This window comes from Bacillus cereus group sp. N14 (assembly GCF_016483555.1).
In the GTDB taxonomy this organism is placed as follows: Bacteria; Bacillota; Bacilli; order Bacillales; family Bacillaceae_G; genus Bacillus_A; species Bacillus_A wiedmannii.
Genome location: NZ_JAEHBQ010000031.1, coordinates 1 through 18,663 on the forward strand (window position 1 = coordinate 1; position 18,663 = coordinate 18,663).

An 18,663-nucleotide genomic window follows, 5' to 3' on the forward strand; every position below is an offset into this window, starting at 1 on the left:
TTAGCGGTAACAGTATGTCCTTTAGAGTCAGAAACAGTATAAGTTAACTCGTACGTACCCGGTTTAGAAGCATCAACGCTGCCGTCAACCGTTACTTTATCAGTAATGTCGCCATCTTCATTATCAATAGCTTTAACACCAGCAAGTGGGTTGAATTTATCCTCTACATTGATAGTAGATTCAGCAGGTACCGTTAAAACTGGCACTTCATCTGTAGGCTCTACTTTTTGTTTTACAGTTACAGTTTGTTTAGCGGTAACAGTATGTCCTTTAGAGTCAGAAACAGTATAAGTTAACTCGTACGTACCCGGTTTAGAAGCATCAACACTGCCGTCAACGGTTACTTTATCAGTAATGTCGCCATCTTCATTATCGATAGCTTTAACTCCGGCCATTGAATCAAACTTATCCCCTACATTAATCGTTGCTCCGGTAGGTACAGTTAATTTCGGTTCCATATCTGGAGTTTCTTCATTTTCTTTCACGATTACGGATTGTGTAGCTGTTGCATTAACTCCCTTAGAATCAACAACCCAATATTCTACAATATATTTACCTGGTTTAGATGTATCCACATTACCTTTATATTTAACTTTATTAGTTAAATTACCATCTTCCTTATCAGTTGCAGATACACCAGCCATTGGATCAAATTTTTCACCAACACGAAGTGTACTAGTAAATGGCACAGTTAATTCGGGTGCTTCATTTTTTATTTCTACTTTCTGCTTCACAGTTACAGTTTGTTTAGCGGTAACAGTATGTCCTTTGGAATCTGAAATAGTATAAGTTAATTCGTACGTACCCGGTTTAGAAGCATCAACGCTGCCATCAACTGTTACTTTAGAAGTAATGTCACCGTCTTCTTTATCAGTAGCAGATACTCCCGTCATAGGGTTGAATTTATCACCTTCAGTAATTGTGGTTACAGTAGGTACTTTTAGTTCGGGCGCTTCATCTATCGGTTTAAGTTTCTCTCTTACAATTAACTTAGCCACTGTATTTGCTGTGTTTCCGAAAGAGTCTTTCACTTTATAATACACTTTATATGTACCAGGTTTATTTACAGAGCCAGTATAATACTCATATTCTACTTTAGAAGTAATATCACCATCCTCAGGGTCAGTAGCCTTAACACCAGCCATTGGATCAAATTGTTCACCTTCAGTAATTACAAATTCATCTGGAGTTGTAATTACTGGGGACTGGTCTATTACTGTTATAGTTCTAGTTTTTAGATCCATTTTTCCCTGAGAATCCATTAGGTAATACGTTATATAGTAAGTACCAGGCTTACTTGTATCTAGCCCATTATCATAAGTAATTTTATGAGTCAGATTTCCTTCTTCAGAATCTGATCCAGTTACACCTTCCATTGGATCAAATGTATCACCTATATTAAGTGTAATTTTATCGCGCAGTATTAATATTGTTGGAGCAGTATTAGTAACGTGCTTATATCTAACTGCTACACGTTGTTTTTGAACAACAGTATTACCCTCATCATCTGAAACAGTAAAAGTTAATTCATAATCTCCCATTTTAGTTAAGTCTACTTTATCATCACCTGTATAAGTTACTCTTGAAGTAATATCCTTCCCGTTTTTATCTTTAGCCCATACATCTTTCATAGGATCAAATGTATCACCTACAAAAACAACATTTTGAGGAGGAACAAACAGTGTAAGTTTCTTATCTTCTGCTCTTTCCTGTACTGGTTCACTAACTTTTAATGAATCTGTCGTTTGTGCACTTGCGTTACTTGTTCCTGCTATCATTGATGTAGCTAATGTTGCTGTTGCCACAATTCCTACTAGTTTCTTTGATTTTGCTGTTGCTGTTGCCTTCCCCATTTTAATAAGCCCTCCGTTATTGGAAAAATTAATATTTTTATAATATTCAATGATATCTTACCATAATTTATCCAATATATGTATAAAAAGATTGGCTTATATATAGATATTTACAAAGTTAAATTTATAATTGTGATTGTCCCATTTTGATTCTATTAAGATAAGTTTATATTGATGACTAGAGCCTTTATGAAGATGGTTTGAAAATTATATTTAAATAGGATATCAATATAAACTGATTTATTGAATTATATTTAAACCCTTGGAGAGAAGATAAAATTATTTCTACGGAGTTTAATATAATGAGAGTATTTAATTTAACAGAATTGAAGAAAAAATCGGAAAATATTAGGCTTGTAATGAAGACATACTCAGATGGAGGTGGCATATGGTACGGCATTGTGTAGACCGTGTTTTTGTTAAAGATTTAAGATGTGAAATAGGATCACCGGAATCACATGAACTATCCATACATAAAAGAAACTTTGAAAATTGGGAGTTAGAGTTAAGTGCCGACGAAGAAGAATTATATTATATTGAAGAAGCAAAACAAAAAAAGGAACCTATAGAATTTGCAATTTATATTCAATATAGGAATCGTTTAACAGGATAAGCGATAGTGAAAAGTATTGAAAAAAATACAGTTGTAGTAAAGGGGATTACTGTTTTATATGGTTATAGATATGTATCACTACGTTGAAAATATTTCTATACTTAACAGAATATATATAAATGTAGTGGAATAAGGGGTAACTATTACAGATTAGTTATTTAAGAGGTTTCAACAATACATAAAATGAAACAGCTCAGTAAGCTTTTGAAATGTTAGTTGAAGTAGAATTGAAAACAAATAAACAAAAACAGCAAATGAAAGAGATTAACTGTGATGCACTACAAATTGTAGGGCAGTTTATGAGTTCACAACAAATAGAACGCAATAATAACATTTTAAAATAAGAGAGGGGATAAAAATATGCCATTTTTCATAGGTAGTGCAAAAGCAGGTTTTACGAAAGTAAGCGGTACTGGAGAAGATATAGGAGTAGATGCGTGGTATAAGTATATGGGGTACAGAGAAAACAATAGAGACGTCATGCAACGTCACGAAGCATTTGTAAACATGACTCATGTAGAAGTGATAGAGAAACGCGGGAAGGTGTATTGGAACACGATTGACAACAGATTAACATCTGCAGAGAAGGAAGCGGCTAGAGATGCATTATTGAGAGCAGATAGATGTCTGAGAGGCTACGGTTACGGTTTAAAATAAACAACAAGGGGTAGATAAAATGGGGAAATATGTGAAAGACCAAAAGGTAGTTGCCTATACATTACTAGGATTAGAGCCTTGTACAGTTGTAAGAGTTGGTTGGATTTTTATTACGGTAAGGGAAGAAGAAACGGGTCATCTATATTCTGTTAGAAAAAGTAAAATGACACCAATAGAGGAAAAGGAACACTACCTTGTAGAAGAAAGTATTGATGATGAAGGGTTATTCGGTATAGGTAGATTGTTTGCTAAAATAGAAGCAGAAGACATGGAGGTTGCAAAGAAATCATTTGAAGAGAATGAAGACTTCCCTAAATACGAAGATTTCCATAAACCATCAGAAGGGAAACTGTATGGTGGAGAGTACTATACTACAATCAAAACAGGTAAAGAGTTACTAGAACAATACTTTAATCGAGAAGAACTAGAGCGTAAGGGTACTAATTAAATTTGATGTGAAAACAGTTAAAGGCCAAATCTTATTGATGTTAGGTTTTTAGACTAAAACATTTATATTTGGTTATCGGGAGGACAAAATAATGGATTTGGTAAACAAATTTTTAAGCAATTTGAAAGCAGCATTATCAACAGGTGATCTCGAAGCACTAAATAAAGCATACGGTGCCGCAAAAGAGGATATTGATATATTAAGGACGAAATATCCAAATTGTCCAGAATCTTTAATCTCTTTACTTGAAAATATCGATGGTACATATTGGCGGAAATATGGAGAAAACGAAGTCACGGTATGTATTTTGGGCTCAGATGTTGAAGAGTATCCATATTATTTGCTTTCTACACAGGAAATGATCGAAAGTTCAAAAGAAGGAGAAGACGTCTCCTATCTTTTAGAATACCAAGATGACGAGGATGCTGTTGACTCTAAAATAAATCCAGAAGGACTTCTCCCTGGCACGTATATTCACTTTTCAGATTGTATGAACAACGGTGGAACATCCAAGCTGTATATTGATTTTAATCCTTCTGATGAAGGGGTATGTGGTCAAATAATTCGTTTTTTACACGACCCTGATGAATATAAAGTGATTGCAAACAGCTTTGATGAGTATTTACAGTATCTAATTGATGGTAATTTTAATTTTATAGACGAAGAAGAATCCGCTAAGGACCTCGTAAACTTTGCTATTTTTGATGAAAAACATCAGTTAGGTAAAAAGTAATGAGATATAAAATTACTTTAGGTATTATACTTGGACTGATATTAGTATGGGCTGTAACTACAAATAGTAATGTTGATAAGATAGAAGAGGGGTATACACATCAATTAGACTTTGAAAACAAGCTAAAAGAATACTCAAACGGTATGATTGAGATTGAAGATTCAAGGATAGAACACCGTGATAAAGAAAACGATAATATTTATAGTGCAAACTGGAAGGGTTTTGAACTATACGCTAAAATGGGTAAAAGTGATTGGGTATCGAACTCCGTATCAGTTGCAACAAACAAGAAAGTATTTGAGGATAAAATTTCATATGAGCAATACCGTAAACTAATGGAATGTGTGATTCGTATTGCAGACCCTAAACTAACAATAGAAGAGATTGATAAGTTAATAGCTAAAGGGGTAGACGAGAACGAGTCACCAAACACATATGATTTCGGATATGATAGATATGTAGGGAAAGATAAGACAAATAACATTAGTTTTACTATAACGGATAGAAAATGATTCAAAGTTGTTATTGATCTTCTTCGAATAATCTTTCAAGCAACCAATTTATTTTAATAAATTGGTTGCTTAGTGCAACATTGATGTCGTGCAACTTTAATCTGAACGTGGATTTGAAATAAGGTTTAATCGTTTATAACAAAGTACAACCGCTTTGAAACAAGATTAACTGTTTATAGAAAAATAATTTGTTAAAATATTTTAAGAGCAAGTTTTGATTAAACTTTATTTCAAATTAACGACTAATTCGCATTATACCCGAATTCACGTGTACCCAACTTTTCCTTATAAATATTTTCAATATCTAGTATTTCATCATTAGTAATTGTTTTGGGTAAGGTACGTAATATCGAAAAGAGAAAATCTTCTTTACGTTCTGGATTACTTTCTAGTAGTTCCATTAATCGTTTATTACCTCCATGTCCAGTTTTAGCGTAAGATTCCCATCTTCCCCATATACCCCCTTTTCCAATTCCACCATATGCATTTCCTTTACCTATATATAATTTTCCTGTTGCTCTATCTAAAATTGTATAGATTCCTGCTACTGAGGAAAGCATTTTACACCAAGTGGAGTTAACATCAGGGTTATCATATAATTTTTTTAAATCGTTGAATGTAAGTGTAAAATCCAGAAATCCTGGAAACTTACGAATGGCTCCTTTTTGGATTATTTCTATGATATCAAATTGTTTTCTCTTTCTGGTTGCCTTTACCTTTTTTAGTGGTGCAAACCACATATGAAATGTTCGCTCGGACCAATTAATGATTATCCGACCCTCTAGTTCCCCAAAGCCTTGGACTTTTTCCATTTCGTAATAGTATTCATTACCCTTTTTGTACTCAGGTTTCATCCAATCATAAAGTTTATCAGTAATGAATTTTTTGGGGTTGGATTTGCTTAACACTTTGTAAACACCTATAAATACAGCTTTTTTACCTTCCTCAAAGTCTAGGAAACTAACCACATATTCACATTCTCCGAAAACATCATCTTTTTGATGTTTTTGGTATAACTCTAATTGTCCTTTTTCATATAAATTAACAACATCAATTCTATCCTCATCTTTATGCCGAACGATTTTTATGTTTTTAGTCAAATCTAACCCGTAATTCTCTAACATTTTCTCTACTGTAAGCATAATTCCCCTCCTTCTTATATGATAGTGTTTTTTGGGAAAAGAAACATCAAAATTTTATGGATAGAAGTCTTTTTATACAGGCGCAGTATGCGGTTATGATAGAACAACGATGGCTGCTTTATCTAAGGCAGGAATTTCTGCTAGTAGAAGTTCGTAATTTGAAAAATTACACTTGATTCATGAGTTAATTTATACTTAATCAAATTGAATTTTTTTAGGTTTATAGTTAAAATAAAAGTATCCTTTTTAATTTTATTTTTATATCGACAAATATTAGCGGTCTTTCGGACTGAGAATTAAGCTTAATGTGCTTAATGTCTTTATCCGAAGACCGCTTTTTTGTGGTATTAAAAAGTAAAAAATATTAAAGGGAGATGTAATTATGAGTAATTTGATGGACTCACAGTAAATATAAAAGCACAGCCGCGCAAACAACAAATTTAAGCCCTATAATAGTATTGTAGGGCTTGTTAGTGTCTTAGAATATAAATGGAATGGTTATTTTCCTTTGAGTTTAAAAAATATGTAGCAAATCACTCCCATATGAATTAGGATTTGGTACTTGAAAAACTTTAATTATGCTGAACGATTTATTCTTCATTAAGCGTTTTGATAGTTCTGGTGCAATAACAATGTTACTCACCATTCTTTTTATCCAGAATCATAAATTTTTTATGAGTTTAGGCAGCTTCTTAAGTGTGATAACATAAGAGCCTGTTTGCATGTGCTACCTTTTTTTATGTACAATAGTAATAAGATATGATACAGACAGGGAGAGGAAATCCATGTCCACTAAATTAGTGAATTTACGCATTGATTTTGCTTTTAAACAGTTATTTGGAACAAAAGGAAATGAAGAAATTTTAACGGGTTTCCTAAATGCAATTTTAGAGGAATCTTTAGATGCACCTATTACTTCGCTACAATTAGATGATCCACATCTCCATAAATCTTATGAAGATGATAAGTTATCGATTTTAGACCTATTAGCAACGCTAGATAATGGAACGCAAGTAAATATTGAAATTCAGCTTCGAAATACACATGATATGGTAAAGAGATCATTATATTACTGGAGTAAACTTTATACATCTCAAATGCAAGAAGGAATGCCATATCGTTCACTTCGGAAAACTATTACCATTAACTTACTAGATTTTATTTTATTTTCTCAGGATGATGCATTTCATACCATCGGACAATTATGGAATACTAAAATGCAGCAACTATTAAGTGACGACATTGAAATCCATTTTGTAGAGATACCGAAATTGGTAAAACAATGGCGTGAAGAAAAAGTCAACCCGTGGGAAAATACATTTGTTCGTTGGATGTTATTATTACCAGCACATGAAGATGAACATTTAACTCAAACATTGGAGGAGATTGCGATGAATCAAGATCCAATTTTACAAAAGGCAATAAATAAATGGGAAAATATGAGCCATGATTCTTCTTTTAGAACAGCGTACGAAGCTCGAGAGAAATTGCTTTTAGATGAACAAGCTAAGTTAGCGCATGCAGAACAAGAGGGCATGGAAAAAGGGATTGAGCAAGGTAAGATGCAGATGATCCGAGGAATGCATGAAATTGGTGTACCACTTGAAACTATTGCAAAAGCAAGTAAGTTGAGTGTGAAGGAAATAGAACGTATCTTAAATCTAAAATAAATATATGTGAGTATACAGAACTCATGAGTAGAAAAATTAGACGTTCATTATCACATAGTACGTTTAATGGGAAAGCATTGCTGAAGATTTTAGCAGTGCTTTTTCTATATTATTTAAGGCAATTGACCTTTTGTAAAAAAAATCAATTGCCTTTTTACGATTTAAAAATATTTTAACTTTATAATAAAGGAACCTAAATCATAACCTGTTTTTATTATAGCTATAGCTGAAATCACAGTTAGTGGATATTTAATAAATGGATTGTTGAGGCGTTCCATTATGTTTTTCATGTTATAAACCTCCATGGCATTATTTATATCATTATATTTATTATACTAAATATAATGATTAATAGTAAAGATAATGTAAAGAAAGATACTTAATTGAAGGAGAACTAAACAAAATAATGGATAACAAAACCTTCATTTTTATCATTCCTTCTATAAGTAATTAGGAGTCAGTATAGCATATAGAAACAGTTCTTAGGAAGAAACTATTAGGTAATTGAAATAAACCTCTACTTTCACCATATTTATTTTAAAAATTAGATTGTCCGATTCTTTTGAAACATAATTATAATAATTCAATTTTAATATCATAAGCAACCCAATTATTATATAGAAATACAAATTCAATGACTTGAATTCAATGTTTTGTTACGCTATAAATAGCTTGATTTGTTTTTTACTTAAACATATTAAGAGTACTTAATAATTTTTAGGAGGCTTTTTTGAATGAAGTTATGTAAGGCGAAAACCTGGTTACCATTATCTGCTGCAATGATTACAGTAGTATCAAGTCCAGTAGGGACTGCGGCTTCAACGGTTTATACGGTTCAAAAGAATGATACCCTAGAAGCAATAAGTAAACAATATGAGGTGTCCGTACAATTACTTAAACAAGAAAACAATAAAGAAAATGATCAAATTAATATTGGAGAACGTTTAACAATTCCGGTACCGTCAACTGCAAACAAATATGTTCAAAAAAATAATTCAACAGTTTCAACTAATACATATCAAGCAATTTACCAAGTGAAAAGTGGGGATACATTAAGTTCTATATCACAACAATATAAGGTTTCAATACAGTCAATAAAACAAAACAATAACGTAGATGAAAACCATATTTTTGTCGGTCAGCACTTAAAGGTTGATACTGGTATTTCATTACAAGAAGTGGACTTAATGGCTCGATTAGTAAATGCAGAAGCAGGGGGAGAACCGCATGCAGGAAAGGTTGCAGTTGCAAAGGTAGTATTAAATCGTGCTAACGCAAATGGTTTTCCAAATACAATTACAGACGTAATTTATGAACCCATTAAAAATGGTTATGCATTTACTCCTGTTACAGACGGTAGAATTAATCAGCCTGCTACACAGGAAGCAAAAATAGCAGTAGAAGAGGCTCTCACTTCAAAAGGAACAAATTCTGATTGGCTTTATTTCTACAATCCCAAAACCTCGACTGATAAATGGATTACAACACGTCAAACCGTTGCCCAAATTGGAAACCATCTGTTTGCTAAATAAAATAATATTACATTAATAGGTTTCCAATGAGATAAGGAGAGGTTAGTTTTTCGTTTGGTGAAATATTTTTTATCAAAAATTAAACAACTTTATTTTCATTCTAAAGTAGATACTTCCATATGAGTATACTAGCAAAAGAGACTCTATAATGGAGTCTCTTTTGCTATAAGATATTTTTGACTCAAGTTTCATTTATTATATCTTTAAAATATAGTTTCATATCCTTAGCTTCGAATTCATTTATTTCAAGGGGGGAGCGCAATCATCACATTTAACATTTATACTTAGCATGGAATTCCTTTATTTTACATCAATAATATCCATGAATTTAAGATTAATTCTGTTATAAAAAGCATCTGTACATAGTATAGAACAATTCAATGGATCAATATCAGTTACGGTCATATAGTTAGTAAGCAAATAGCCATCTTCGTAATATGTAATCAACACCTCTTCTTCAGATAGTAATGAGCATAATAACATGTTCTCGATAAGTTCTTTTTCTTCAGAAGTTAAGATTGGACGTGCTACTTTATTCTTTTCCTTAATAATCTCACGTATACCATCAAATTGTTCTGTCATTGCAGCAAATGGCGTCCATTTCACCATTCCTCTTCCCTTTGGCATATTAGCGTTGTTCATGATTTGTGTCCTCCTAACAATGTGTTTCTGTATCTTGCTGTAGCACTATTTGTATAAGAAATTCCTCTTAATATGCTGTTCTTACCAAACTTAGTGCGTATTTCATCCATTACCTTCGTTAATTTCATTTCTTTTTCTCGTTGTATTACATTGTCAAAAAGAGATATTTGTTCTTCACCTTCATTGATTAAGTTGATTAAAGAAACATTGATAGATCTAATTGGTTCCCCGGTATAAAACTTATGTAAAAAATATGTACAAATATGATAGATATCCATTGTTAAATTAGTTGGTCGGTTCATAGTGTGAGTTTTTCTGAAACCACCAGCGGAATTTTTACTGTAACCAATGGAAAAATGGATTGTTTGAGCTAGTTTGTTTTGTCTTCTCATCCGATAACAAACTTCCTCGATGTGTTCCAGAAGGATAATCGGAAATTCTTCTATTGTGTAATCACGCATGAGTATTTGGCTTTTACCAATTGAAGTTGTTGCTGGTATGTATTTTTCTGCAATGCGGCTAAAATCAATGCCGTTGCTATGTAAGTGTAATTCCTCACCAATAACCCCAAAACTTTGTTTTAAGTATTTGAGCGGGTATTGCGCTAAATCTTCGATTGAATATATTCCTTTTCGATTTAACTTTACTTCTGTTTTACTCGAAATCCCCCAAAACTTACTAAGTGGTCGTATCGGCCATAATTTTATGGGTACATCTTCGTACTTCCAATATGCGATGCAGTCTTTTGTCTTCTTCGCTTCCACATCTAAAGCAATCTTACTCATTAAAGGATTAGGCCCAATCCCAATTGTGCATTCAATTCTTGTTTTCTCATATATTTCACGTTTGAATTTCAACGCAAATTCATATGGCTCATTCGCAAACAGATGGATACTATTTGTAATATCCATAAAGAATTCATCGATGCTGTATTGGTGGAAATCCTCAATCGGAACGTATTGTAAAGCTAATTTTGTTATGTAATTTGAGCATTTTATATAAGTGCCCATGATTGGGTTTACCACAAGAATGTCTTTGCGTCGTGGTATTTCGTACAACCTTGCCATTTTATTAACACCTAATGCCTTTAGTGGTGGTGTTGCAGCTAAAACAATGGAACCACTCCTGTTTACGTCTCCTACTACAGCTAATTTGGTATGTAGTGGGTCTAATCCCATCTTGATGCAACTAACTGAAGCATAAAAGCTTCGAAGATCTACACATAAAACAATTCGATTCGGCAAAATTGAGTAGTCATACACCTTTACGCCTCCTTAATAATAAGAACGTTTGTTCTTATTATACACGAATATACGTTCTCTTATGAAGGGGTTTTTATAAAAAAAATGAATCCGTTTTGATCAAACTTTATTATAAAGCTACAATTAGGAGTGTTGGTTATGGCTCATGCAAAAGATGTTTTATCGGATCAGTTGTTGGCAAATGCTAATCACCCAAGTTGGTACCTACCATTTTCAGATTCAGTAGAAAGATTGTCTGAGGAACATGCATTTTGGACGCCAAACGAAGAAAGTAATAGTATTGATGAAATTGTGCAGCATCTACTATATTGGAATCAAACATGGCAAACAAGGTACCAAAAATCTCACGTTAATGCTGTGCCTTCAATAGGAAATAATAACAGCTTTATTATTCCTGAAAATCATACTTTTTCTGCCTTAAAAAACAACTATTAGAGGTGCTTTTACGTTGGCAAGAGTTATTATCTGAAGAAAAAGTTGAGAGAGAAGTTAATGGTTATCCTGGATACGTGAAATGGTGGGCAATACATTGGAAATGTGTCGACTCATAACGCATATCATATTGGCCAGATCATTTATATCCGGAAGTTGCAAAATAGCTGGAAAATAGATGCAGGAGTAGATGAATAAATAAAAGTTGGACTAGTACTACTTGAACTAAAGGTTGCAATAGTTTAAGATCTAGCTGTCATTATGGCAGCTTTTCTTATTGTACAACGTGAAGGATAGTGAAAATTACAAAGTTATAAGGACAGATTTAAACTTCACATAAATCGGTCCTTATAGGACAAAATATGTAAGGTATTGTGCTGGAAAGCACTTGCCTATTCTAAATAAGGAGTGAGATGAGTGGCTGATAAAAACGAACGTAACCGTGTCGATAATGATGCTGGAGAAGCGGTAGGAACTGGTGTCGGTGCTGTCGCAGGAGCTGCTTTGGGTTCTGTTCTTGGTCCACTTGGTACCGTTGCAGGAGCTGTTGCAGGAGGAGCGATGGGTAATAAAGTCGGCGAAGGTGCCGATGAGGCTAATGACAGTGTTGCGAACCGAGAAGATTAGGCTTTAACCAAAGTGACACTGAATGAATTGGATTCCCAAAAAGGGAGTCCTTTTTTTATTAAGTTAATTCAGCTTTTTTAAGTAAATTCCCAGTAAGATTGTGAATCAATTCACTTAAAGTAGCGGGTGCGTTAGTTCAACAAGCTATAAGCAGCAATCATAATCATTTTCTTAATCTTCCACAATCGGGCGCTTTAATGGAGGAAAGATCATAAAAATGATCAAACTTTTTTATGAAAGATAAATAGTCAATCTCAAAAGTGGAGCATATCACCTTTTTTCAAAATGGATTCTTTTTCTTTATCGTAAAATATGGGTTTGTGAGGTATTTTTAATCAAACTTTATTTCAAAGCTACAATTATCCTCGAGACAATCTTCATAAATTTCTATAAGTAAGATAGACCTTAAAAATTAAACTTTATTGTAAATCAGCAGTTGGAACTGCTAACTATCTACTGTTAGGAAGTTTAAAGGTGGCCGAGGACAAAGGAGGGGGGCTTGTGCCAAATAATTTGTACATTGTCAAATTATTTATACATTGTTGAATTAGTTGTGTATATTTTATACTACAGTATGGATAAAGAACGTTTCTTTATTCACTAAAATAACATTGGCATAGTTTTTGCTTGTATAAATTTAAGGAAGGAGGATTGAATGTAAGAAATGTGTATGATTAATCGTAGTAAAAAGCTACTAATTCATCACTATTCTTACTTGTATTTATAGGGAACTAGTAATAAATACAAATAGAATGTTCACTTGTAAAAATTCAGAATTTTCTTACTTGTTAAGGAGGTAACGGTATGGTTAAGTATTCGAGATTTTCTAAACTGATTATTGGTGTTGGACTCGTGACAATATCATGTAGTGGTTTACAAATTCAAGCAGAGACAAAAGAAAAAAATGTGAAGAACGTATTACAAATGGAGCCGGTAGGATTAAGGAAATCCGTTGATGAGTTAGCGCACCCTTCGAATGTACAAGAAAATGGATCATTTACTAAACGTCTAAAGTTAGCAGATTTATCGCAGCGTCCACCGATGCCAAATGAGAATGCTAAACAGCTTGTTGAAGAAAAGAAATATTCAATGGCTGAATTAAATCAATTAAGCAACAAGCAATTGACCGATCTTCTGGTTACGATTCAATGGTATCAAATTCCGGAGTTATTTCAGTTTAATAATGATAGTCTCAAATTCTATCAAGATGATAGCCGTATGCAGGCAATCATTGCTAAGCTAGCAGAACAAGGACAAGCCTATACGAAAGATGACTCAAAAGGAATTGAGACATTAGTAGAAATTTTACGCTCAGGTTTTTATTTAGGTTTTTATCATCAAGAATTAAGTAAACTAAGTGAACGTGTCTATCATGATAAATGTTTGCCAGCTTTAAAAACAATTGCGAAGAACCCGAATTTTAAACTTGGTACAACAGAACAAAATAAAGTAATTTCGTCTTATGGGATGTTAATTGGAGGGGCGTCAGCTGATGTAGAAGTTATTCAATATGCAGGTGAAATCTTTAAACAATATAACGATAATCTTTCTACGTTTATTGAAGATCGAACTAAAGGCGATGCTGTATATAATTTGATGAAAGAAGTTGATTATGAAGTTCAATCGTATATGAATGCTACAGGAAAAGAACCAAAAGATATGCTGTGGTATGGAAAAATTGATGGCTTTATTAATGAGATAAATCGTTTTGCACTAATAGGTACAGTAACAGACAAAAACGGATGGCTAATTAATAATGGTATTTACTATGCTAGTCGTTTTGGCAAGTTTTATAGTACACCAACAAAAGGGCAGCAAGTTGTTACAGAAGCAATGGGGATATATCCATATTTAGGGCAACAATATTTTGTTGCAGCAGAACAAATTGCTACTAATTACGGCGGGATAGATGCAAATGGAAAAACGGTAAATTTAGATCAAATTCGAGAAGATGGTAAGAAACATTATTTGCCAAAAACGTATACATTTGATGATGGGGCTATTGTCTTTAAAGCGGGAGATAAAGTTAGCGAAGAAAAAATTAAACGTTTATATTGGGCAGCAAAAGAAGTACGATCTCAATTTTATCGTACAGTTGGTAGTGATAAACCACTCGAAAGTGGACATGCTGATGATGTGTTAACAATGGTTATTTATAATAGTCCGGATGAATATCAATTTAACCGTCAACTATACGGCTATGAAACAAATAATGGTGGAATGTATATTGAAGGAACAGGAACCTTCTTTACATATGAACGTACACCACAGCAGAGTATTTATAGTTTGGAAGAATTGTTTCGTCACGAATTTACACACTATTTACAGGGCAGATACGAAGTTCCGGGATTATGGGGTCAAGGAGAAATGTATCAAAATGAACGCTTAACATGGTTTGAAGAAGGAAATGCGGAGTTTTTTGCAGGCTCAACGCGATTAGACAGCGTAGTACCGCGAAAAAGTATCATTGGTGGGTTGTCTAATGATCCTGCGAAACGTTACACAGCAGCGCAAACATTAAATGCAAAATACGGAACGTGGGATTTTTATAATTACTCGTTTGCATTGCAATCGTATATGTATAATAACCGTCCTGATATGTTCGATAAAGTGCATGATTTAATTCGTACAAATGATGTTCCAGGTTACGATGCGTACCGTTCTACATTAAGTAAAGATAATAAATTAAATGAAGAATATCAAACTTACATGCAAATGCTGATAGATAATCGTGATAAGTATACAATTCCGCAAGTATCAGATGATTATGTAGCACAGCACAATCCGAAACCGCTTTCAGATGTTGCGGCAGATATCACCAATGAAGCAAAGTTAAAAGATGTGAAGGTAACAAAGAATAAATCACAATTTTTTAATACCTTCACACTACAAGGAACATATACAGGAAGTACGGCAAAAGGGGAGAATGAGGATTGGAAAGTGATGAATCAAGCAACGAATGATATGCTGAAGCATCTTGCAGAAAAAGAGTGGAGCGGATACAAAACATTAACTGCTTATTTTGTAAATTACCGTGTCAATGCCGCTGGACAATTTGAATATGATGTTGTGTTTAGCGGAGTGAATACAGAAGAAGGTACAGCTGTAGAAAAAGAACCGAATAATTCATTTGATGCAGCGAATCCATTATCTTTGAACACGTTATTAAGAGGAAACTTAAGTGATCAAGATCAAGTTGACAGATTTGTTATCGATGTAAAGGACCCAAAAGATTTACAAATTACCGTTACGAACGAACAAAACCTTGGACTGAACTGGGTGTTATACTCTGAATCAGGTCTAAATAATTATGTAACTTATGCAACAAAACGTGATGGAAACAAATTGCTTGGAAATTATAATGCGAAGCCAGGGAAATATTACTTAAGTGTATATAAATATGGCGGTGGAACAGGGAGTTATACGGTAGAAGTAAAATGATTTTAAGTAGTCGATTTTAGACAAATAGATGCCCAGAGGCATCTATTTGTCTTTTTTTAATGAAATGATGACGTATATACAAAAGATAAACTCCAATACCTTCTCTTAAGAAATTAAGAATTTTGTACTAGGGTTTATTTCATATGCAAATTTTTAAATAGTTCATATCAAATCTTTAGTAAACAGAAAAAAATCTAGTTGAATGGATTCTTACTTAATCTTAGCTTGATGGCTATGGGGTTCCAGCACATCACTATCAAGCTAAGAAATGTAAAGACCCCCAAAACGAGAAAATTTACATTTTTTGTTTTGGAGTAGTTTTTAGAAAAAACAACAGCAAAAATCTCTCGATATTTGAGCGTCCCAAAATAATCGGTTTTGGGATACTAATTTACAGCAATTTATAAATGATTAAAAAGGTCTATGTATTTTTGAAGTACTGCAAAATATTATCTCGAACTTTTTGACACATTGTTTTTCATAGAAATTACACCACATTAAAAGGTGTACCTTTTGGAAATGTTTTTTTAAGATGTTCATATGTAAAAAGTAAAACTAAGTTTAGGTATTTATATAATTTGTAAAACACGCCGTTGAATATCCAAATAAAAGCCCAGTAATATCATGCATACGTACCGATATTACTGGGCTTTATGAGTTTAACATTTTGTATGTTTTGTAAAATCCATTTCCACTATAATCTTTAAAAATGTTCGAAAATCTTACCTAAACTAGGTATCCTCCAACATTATAATAATCGCATATCAACAATGTCCCACTACAAAACCCACAAACATTGTTTAACAGCGTTTGTGGGTTTTCTGTATGTCCACAAACTTTCATTTGGGAACGTTATTTTAAATGGGATATGTAAAGACTTAACCCGACTACACTAGTAACACATAGTTAGACTAAATAAAAATGATACTTTCAAAATACCAATAGCTAAAGAACATGCTTTGTTTGAAGTATATTTTATACAGATTTAGAGATTTACTAATTCAGCTAGTTTAGCAGCTATATCTCCGAGTGATTCTTCAGATGTATCTAATCCGCTTCTAGACGCTAATAAGGGACTTACTTCTCTCAAAGCATCATAAGTTGTACCATGAACGATTGGGATTAGACGATCTGTAGCAAGTAATACAGACAACTCTTTATCCGCAACACCTTCATTCGAAAGACGGTTCAGGAAAGCAGGAGTCACTAGTACAATTCCGACCTTTGAATTTACCAACCCCTTATCAATAGCTCGTAATAATGGTTGACCAAGTAAGACATCTTTTTCGCTAAACCATACTGATACACTTAAAGTCTCAAGTAAATCATGTAAGTCTTTAGCAGACTCTTTTCTATCATCCCAGGCATGACATAAAAAAACATCTCTTAAATCTGGTTTAGTAACAGTTATTTCTTCTACTTTATCACGAATTGGCGTAAGACTTCTAATTTCCGCTGAAGTATAGAGTACTGTGGAAGTAGACTTTGACCAACGTGCTTTAGAATTACGAGCCGCACTTCCATTGCTGATTGAGTTACTTCTCCCCGTATTTTCTGAAACTGAAGAATAAGACGGGAAATAAGTATTGGAACTGTAATAATTACCACGAGAACGTCCGCTACATGCTGGGCAATTTGCTGCAGCACTTGCTGAACTATGTCCTCTTACTGGAGCTGTACATCTAACCATTTTTATACCTCCTGAATATTTATGATTTAGGATTATACTCTTAGAATATATTACCTATTTTTATAATATCAGAAATAAATATTTTATGAAAAAACTTGTTTGATAAATACTAAATCAAATGCCCCTTATTTTCGTAATAAGGAGCACTTGTTCTCAAAGCCATGTTCAGTTGAATTTTTAACTTTAGTATATGAAATAGCTACACTTTTTTAGATGGACCTCAAAAAATAATTTATTGTTATAACGAGATATGAGATGTGAAAAACTCTTAAACTATAAAATTTCACTTGAGAATGAAGATTTCCGAACCGCAATGTATTTTATTTCTTTTAATACATTTTAATTACATATTTTCAGTGAAATGAAAGTGCATGGGGAATTACTGAATGTATAAAGGATGTTATTTTTTAAAACTCCTTTTCTAGAATTTGTTTCTATCATTTTTGATTTGTTGTTTGATAGTGCAAGGCATAGGAACGTTCTAGTACAAGGTAAACATGATAAGTGCGAATTTCATAGGAATGAACTGCTTATTATATTTTGACATTCAAATAATGTCCAAAAAAATATATGTGGTGATTCAGATGAAAAAGAAAAAATCTAGTAAAGCAAGTAAGAATTATAACAGAATGAGAGAAATGAAGAGAGGAAGTGAGAAGAGCAATTTAAATAAAACTAAGGTTTCAATCAAGTTTGGAAATAAGTTTTCATTTGTGCGTGAAAAATGGACAAGGATTGGTCTGAAGTCTTGGTTATTAAATGTTGGGGTACATACTACGTTGCAAGTGGTACTTACTCTAATGAAATATTTTCTATTAAGCTAGGAAAAAAGACCCTAAATAGGGTCTTTTTTGTCTTAGATTCTTGTTTGTGTGGATTTGAAATAAAGTTTAACCGTTTTGAAAAAAGATTAACTGTTTATAAAAAATATGCACCGTTTTATCCCTTTGAATTTACTTATCTATGGGGATATTTTTATTAAGAAAAGAAATAAAATATATGAATTGAATATAAAAACATTTTGATTCTTTAAAAACGTTCCATAATTTAGTATTATTTATGTATATGGAATATTTTGTTTATACGAAAGGGGTAACTTGATGTTTTTACAAAAATATAAGGGTTTGATTCTAGGAATAGTTGGTGCTGTTATAGGGGTAATATCCTGGGTTTATCTTAAAGATTTAGATTATATATATAGGGCGTGTCTTAAGTTGTTTTCTGTAACATTAATAATTATAGGATGGGTTATTGCCTGTAATTCGAACCATTTCTATAAAAAAAAGGAGAATAATAACGTATAGGTGTTACTATTCCAAAATTTTTTATACGTTTTATTAATCAGAGAATCATATAGTAAGGTTAATATGTGTAATTTTAATCAAACATTTTTATAAAAACCAATCTTA

At 32.9% G+C, this 18,663-nt stretch carries 17 protein-coding genes and 2 pseudogenes; 13 read left to right on the forward strand and 6 right to left on the reverse strand.

Annotation, left to right across the window (positions count from 1 at the left end):
* A partial coding sequence (locus tag JDS82_RS26605; RefSeq protein WP_199714188.1) for an immunoglobulin-like domain-containing protein occupies positions 1–1,853 on the reverse strand: 1,853 nt, incomplete at its 3' end.
* Between the two features lie 388 nt (positions 1,854–2,241).
* Between JDS82_RS26605 and JDS82_RS26610 the strand changes: the two are divergent.
* From JDS82_RS26610 to JDS82_RS26635, 6 genes and pseudogenes are all read left to right on the forward strand, one after another.
* Positions 2,242–2,553: pseudogene (locus JDS82_RS26610) on the forward strand (transposase).
* A gap of 122 nt (positions 2,554–2,675) precedes the next feature.
* Positions 2,676–2,810: a hypothetical protein gene (locus JDS82_RS30105; protein ID WP_257132059.1), complete on the forward strand. Its 135-nt coding sequence runs from the start codon at positions 2,676–2,678 to the stop codon at positions 2,808–2,810.
* Positions 2,811–2,826: 16 nt separating this feature from the next.
* Positions 2,827–3,123 (forward strand): hypothetical protein, encoded by a 297-nt coding sequence (locus tag JDS82_RS26620; RefSeq protein ID WP_098068552.1) that lies wholly within the window; start codon positions 2,827–2,829, stop codon positions 3,121–3,123.
* A gap of 19 nt (positions 3,124–3,142) precedes the next feature.
* Positions 3,143–3,571 (forward strand): hypothetical protein, encoded by a 429-nt coding sequence (locus JDS82_RS26625; RefSeq protein WP_199714189.1) that lies wholly within the window; start codon positions 3,143–3,145, stop codon positions 3,569–3,571.
* Positions 3,572–3,662: 91 nt separating this feature from the next.
* A complete protein-coding gene (locus JDS82_RS26630; RefSeq protein WP_199714190.1) occupies positions 3,663–4,304 on the forward strand; it encodes an SMI1/KNR4 family protein in 642 nt (213 codons plus the stop codon).
* Entirely contained in the window at positions 4,304–4,816 is a 513-nt protein-coding gene (locus JDS82_RS26635) for a hypothetical protein (RefSeq protein WP_098069262.1), read from the forward strand. Before JDS82_RS26630 ends, JDS82_RS26635 begins: the two co-directional genes overlap by 1 nt.
* Before the next feature lie 242 nt (positions 4,817–5,058).
* On the opposite strand, the gene JDS82_RS26640 is transcribed toward JDS82_RS26635, so the two are convergent.
* A complete protein-coding gene (locus JDS82_RS26640) occupies positions 5,059–5,958 on the reverse strand; it encodes a GIY-YIG nuclease family protein (protein WP_098069263.1) in 900 nt (299 codons plus the stop codon).
* 785 nt (positions 5,959–6,743) lie between these two features.
* On the opposite strand from JDS82_RS26640, the gene JDS82_RS26645 reads away from it, so the two are divergent.
* Positions 6,744–7,628 carry an Rpn family recombination-promoting nuclease/putative transposase gene (locus tag JDS82_RS26645; RefSeq protein WP_000104999.1) on the forward strand — a complete coding sequence of 295 codons (885 nt, stop codon included), beginning with the start codon at positions 6,744–6,746 and terminating at the stop codon, positions 7,626–7,628.
* A gap of 161 nt (positions 7,629–7,789) precedes the next feature.
* Here JDS82_RS26645 and JDS82_RS30110 read toward each other — a convergent pair whose 3' ends face one another.
* Positions 7,790–7,918, reverse strand: a complete 129-nt coding sequence (locus tag JDS82_RS30110) for a hypothetical protein (protein ID WP_255299632.1) — start codon at positions 7,916–7,918, stop codon at positions 7,790–7,792.
* Between the two features lie 444 nt (positions 7,919–8,362).
* On the opposite strand from JDS82_RS30110, the gene JDS82_RS26650 reads away from it, so the two are divergent.
* A complete protein-coding gene (locus JDS82_RS26650) occupies positions 8,363–9,160 on the forward strand; it encodes a LysM peptidoglycan-binding domain-containing protein (RefSeq protein WP_064472537.1) in 798 nt (265 codons plus the stop codon).
* Positions 9,161–9,460: 300 nt separating this feature from the next.
* On the opposite strand, the gene JDS82_RS26655 is transcribed toward JDS82_RS26650, so the two are convergent.
* Both JDS82_RS26655 and JDS82_RS26660 read right to left on the reverse strand, forming a co-directional pair.
* Positions 9,461–9,802 (reverse strand): YolD-like family protein, encoded by a 342-nt coding sequence (locus JDS82_RS26655; RefSeq protein ID WP_064472538.1) that lies wholly within the window; start codon positions 9,800–9,802, stop codon positions 9,461–9,463.
* On the reverse strand, positions 9,799–11,064 hold the full coding sequence (locus tag JDS82_RS26660) for a Y-family DNA polymerase (protein WP_199714191.1): 1,266 nt from the start codon (positions 11,062–11,064) through the stop codon (positions 9,799–9,801). Before JDS82_RS26660 ends, JDS82_RS26655 begins: the two co-directional genes overlap by 4 nt.
* Before the next feature lie 138 nt (positions 11,065–11,202).
* On the opposite strand from JDS82_RS26660, the pseudogene JDS82_RS26665 reads away from it, so the two are divergent.
* The 3 genes and pseudogenes from JDS82_RS26665 to JDS82_RS26675 all read left to right on the forward strand — a co-directional run bounded on the left by JDS82_RS26665 (position 11,203) and on the right by JDS82_RS26675 (position 15,564).
* Positions 11,203–11,694: pseudogene (locus JDS82_RS26665) on the forward strand (DinB family protein).
* A gap of 219 nt (positions 11,695–11,913) precedes the next feature.
* Positions 11,914–12,123, forward strand: a complete 210-nt coding sequence (locus JDS82_RS26670; protein WP_000764044.1) for a glycine zipper domain-containing protein — start codon at positions 11,914–11,916, stop codon at positions 12,121–12,123.
* An 804-nt stretch (positions 12,124–12,927) separates the two neighbouring features.
* Entirely contained in the window at positions 12,928–15,564 is a 2,637-nt protein-coding gene (locus tag JDS82_RS26675) for a collagenase (RefSeq protein ID WP_199714192.1), read from the forward strand.
* 985 nt (positions 15,565–16,549) lie between these two features.
* Here JDS82_RS26675 and JDS82_RS26680 read toward each other — a convergent pair.
* Positions 16,550–17,254 carry a toll/interleukin-1 receptor domain-containing protein gene (locus tag JDS82_RS26680; RefSeq protein ID WP_000251105.1) on the reverse strand — a complete coding sequence of 235 codons (705 nt, stop codon included), beginning with the start codon at positions 17,252–17,254 and terminating at the stop codon, positions 16,550–16,552.
* 584 nt (positions 17,255–17,838) lie between these two features.
* Between JDS82_RS26680 and JDS82_RS26685 the strand changes: the two genes are divergently transcribed.
* The gene (locus JDS82_RS26685; protein WP_199714193.1) at positions 17,839–18,078 is read left to right on the forward strand and encodes a hypothetical protein; all 240 of its coding nucleotides are present in this window, start codon (positions 17,839–17,841) and stop codon (positions 18,076–18,078) included.
* Between the two features lie 276 nt (positions 18,079–18,354).
* Positions 18,355–18,558 carry a hypothetical protein gene (locus tag JDS82_RS29925; RefSeq protein WP_000479691.1) on the forward strand — a complete coding sequence of 68 codons (204 nt, stop codon included), beginning with the start codon at positions 18,355–18,357 and terminating at the stop codon, positions 18,556–18,558.
* The last annotated feature ends 105 nt before the right edge of the window (positions 18,559–18,663 follow it).

Excerpts from the sequence above, each read along its gene's own strand:
- JDS82_RS30105 (WP_257132059.1), top strand. The coding sequence starts at position 2,676 with ATGTTAGTTGAAGTAGAATTGAAAACAAATAAACAAAAACAGCAAATG.
- JDS82_RS26675 (WP_199714192.1), top strand. The coding sequence starts at position 12,928 with ATGGTTAAGTATTCGAGATTTTCTAAACTGATTATTGGTGTTGGACTC.
- JDS82_RS29925 (WP_000479691.1), top strand. The coding sequence starts at position 18,355 with ATGTTTTTACAAAAATATAAGGGTTTGATTCTAGGAATAGTTGGTGCT.
- JDS82_RS30110 (WP_255299632.1), bottom strand. The coding sequence starts at position 7,918 with ATGAAAAACATAATGGAACGCCTCAACAATCCATTTATTAAATATCCA.
- JDS82_RS26630 (WP_199714190.1), top strand. The coding sequence starts at position 3,663 with ATGGATTTGGTAAACAAATTTTTAAGCAATTTGAAAGCAGCATTATCA.
- JDS82_RS26650 (WP_064472537.1), top strand. The coding sequence starts at position 8,363 with ATGAAGTTATGTAAGGCGAAAACCTGGTTACCATTATCTGCTGCAATG.
- JDS82_RS26640 (WP_098069263.1), bottom strand. The coding sequence starts at position 5,958 with ATGCTTACAGTAGAGAAAATGTTAGAGAATTACGGGTTAGATTTGACT.
- JDS82_RS26635 (WP_098069262.1), top strand. The coding sequence starts at position 4,304 with ATGAGATATAAAATTACTTTAGGTATTATACTTGGACTGATATTAGTA.
- JDS82_RS26680 (WP_000251105.1), bottom strand. The coding sequence starts at position 17,254 with ATGGTTAGATGTACAGCTCCAGTAAGAGGACATAGTTCAGCAAGTGCT.
- JDS82_RS26620 (WP_098068552.1), top strand. The coding sequence starts at position 2,827 with ATGCCATTTTTCATAGGTAGTGCAAAAGCAGGTTTTACGAAAGTAAGC.
- JDS82_RS26685 (WP_199714193.1), top strand. The coding sequence starts at position 17,839 with ATGAAAAAGAAAAAATCTAGTAAAGCAAGTAAGAATTATAACAGAATG.
- JDS82_RS26655 (WP_064472538.1), bottom strand. The coding sequence starts at position 9,802 with ATGAACAACGCTAATATGCCAAAGGGAAGAGGAATGGTGAAATGGACG.
- JDS82_RS26625 (WP_199714189.1), top strand. The coding sequence starts at position 3,143 with ATGGGGAAATATGTGAAAGACCAAAAGGTAGTTGCCTATACATTACTA.
- JDS82_RS26645 (WP_000104999.1), top strand. The coding sequence starts at position 6,744 with ATGTCCACTAAATTAGTGAATTTACGCATTGATTTTGCTTTTAAACAG.